2 rRNA genes are annotated in these 2,645 nt (G+C 51.0%); both read left to right on the top strand.

What is annotated here, in order from left to right:
* Window positions 1-2,348: ribosomal RNA gene (locus tag L1D50_RS22550) — 23S ribosomal RNA — on the top strand; the annotation flags it as partial.
* A 187-nt stretch (window positions 2,349-2,535) separates the two neighbouring features.
* Window positions 2,536-2,645: ribosomal RNA gene (rrf, locus tag L1D50_RS22545) — 5S ribosomal RNA — on the top strand; the annotation flags it as partial.

Raw genomic sequence — 2,645 nt, 5'->3', positions numbered from 1 at the left:
TGGGTGACTGCGTACCTTTTGTATAATGGGTCAGCGACTTATATTCTGTAGCGAGGTTAACCRTTTAGGGGAGCCGTAGCGAAAGCGAGTCTTAACTGGGCGCTTAAGTTGCAGGGTATAGACCCGAAACCCGGTGATCTAGCCATGGGCAGGTTGAAGGTTGAGTAACATCAACTGGAGGACCGAACCCACTAACGTTGAAAAGTTAGGGGATGACCTGTGGCTAGGAGTGAAAGGCTAATCAAACCGGGAGATAGCTGGTTCTCCCCGAAATCTATTTAGGTAGAGCCTCGGACGAATACTTACGGGGGTAGAGCACTGTTAAGGCTAGGGGGTCATCCCGACTTACCAACCCTTTGCAAACTCCGAATACCGTAAAGTACTATCCGGGAGACACACGGCGGGTGCTAACGTCCGTCGTGGAGAGGGAAACAACCCAGACCGTCAGCTAAGGTCCCAAAGTGTATGTTAAGTGGGAAACGATGTGGGAAGGCTAAAACAGCTAGGAGGTTGGCTTAGAAGCAGCCACCCTTTAAAGAAAGCGTAATAGCTCACTAGTCGAGTCGGCCTGCGCGGAAGATGTAACGGGGCTAAACATACCACCGAAGCTACGGCTGCGAATTTATTCGCGGGGTAGGGGAGCGTTCTGTAAGTGGCTGAAGGTGTGCCGGGAGGCATGCTGGACATATCAGAAGTGCGAATGCTGACATGAGTAACGACAAGAGGAGTGAAAAACTCCTCCGCCGGAAGACCAAGGGTTCCTATCCCATGTTAATCAGGGTAGGGTGAGTCGACCCCTAAGGCGAGGCTGAAGAGCGTAGTCGATGGGAAACGGGTTAATATTCCCGTACTCGGTATGAATGCGATGGGGGGACGGAGCAGGCTAGGCAAGCATGGCGTTGGTTGTCCATGTGAAAGRCTGTAGGCTGGTGACTTAGGAAAATCCGGGTTGCYAAGGCTGAGAGTCGAGACGAGCCACYAAGGTGGTGAAGTTGTTGATGCCCTACTTCCAGGAAAAGCCTCTAAGCTTCAGTTCATACTGAATCGTACCCTAAACCGACACAGGTGGTCAGGTAGAGAATACTAAGGCGCTTGAGAGAACTCGGGTGAAGGAACTAGGCAAAATTGTACCGTAACTTCGGGAGAAGGTACGCTCTTGTTTGTGAAAGACTTGCTCTGTAAGCAAACGAGAGCCGCAGTGACCAGGTGGCTGGGACTGTTTATTAAAAACACAGCACTGTGCAAAATCGTAAGATGACGTATACGGTGTGACACCTGCCCGGTGCCGGAAGGTTAATTGATGGGGTTAGCTTAGGCGAAGCTCTTGATCGAAGCCCCGGTAAACGGCGGCCGTAACTATAACGGTCCTAAGGTAGCGAAATTCCTTGTCGGGTAAGTTCCGACCTGCACGAATGGTGTAACCATGGCCACGCTGTCTCCACCCGAGACTCAGTGAAATTGAAATCGCAGTGAAGATGCTGTGTACCCGCGGCTAGACGGAAAGACCCCGTGAACCTTTACTACAGCTTGGCACTGAACATTGACCCTACATGTGTAGGATAGGTGGGAGGCTTTGAAGCAGGAACGCTAGTTTCTGTGGAGCCGACCTTGAAATACCACCCTTGTAGTGTTGATGTTCTAACTTAGGCCCCTGAACCGGGGTTGAGGACAGTGCCTGGTGGGTAGTTTGACTGGGGCGGTCTCCTCCCAAAGAGTAACGGAGGAGCACGAAGGTTTGCTAAGTACGGTCGGACATCGTACGGTTAGTGTAATGGTAGAAGCAAGCTTAACTGCGAGACAGACACGTCGAGCAGGTACGAAAGTAGGTCATAGTGATCCGGTGGTTCTGAATGGAAGGGCCATCGCTCAACGGATAAAAGGTACTCCGGGGATAACAGGCTGATACCGCCCAAGAGTTCATATCGACGGCGGTGTTTGGCACCTCGATGTCGGCTCATCACATCCTGGGGCTGAAGTCGGTCCCAAGGGTATGGCTGTTCGCCATTTAAAGTGGTACGCGAGCTGGGTTTAGAACGTCGTGAGACAGTTCGGTCCCTATCTGCCGTGGGCGTTTGAGAATTGAGAGGGGCTGCTCCTAGTACGAGAGGACCGGAGTGGACGAACCGCTGGTGTTCGGGTTGTGATGCCAATTGCATTGCCCGGTAGCTACGTTCGGAACTGATAACCGCTGAAAGCATCTAAGCGGGAAGCAGGCCTCGAGATGAGTTCTCACTTTGACTTAGAGTCAACTGAAGGGCCGTTGAAGACTACAACGTTGATAGGCGAGATGTGGAAGTGCTGTGAGGCATTAAGCTAACTCGTACTAATTACCCGAGAGGCTTAACCATACAACGCCAAAGTGGTTTAGCGACAGAAGTTAATAGACTGAAGTAGACAAAAGAATTTAATCGCTTTTTCCAGATTTAAGAATTAAACAAGGTGACCAACCTCAGCGGTATCGCGAAATCGGTTCACCTTGCGCAAATGGAATGCTCGTGCGAGGCACGATGTCATTAGACATTTGCACCCAGATTTCCTGATGACCATAGCGTTTTGGAACCACCTGACCCCATGCCGAACTCAGAAGTGAAACAAAACAGCGTCGATGATAGTGTGGGCTTCCCATGTGAAAGTAGAACATCGTC

It is taken from the genome of Pseudoalteromonas sp. Isolate6 (genome assembly GCF_022398435.1).
GTDB classification, from domain to species: domain Bacteria; phylum Pseudomonadota; class Gammaproteobacteria; order Enterobacterales; family Alteromonadaceae; genus Pseudoalteromonas; species Pseudoalteromonas galatheae.
This window is presented reverse-complemented; position numbering and strand designations above follow the sequence as displayed.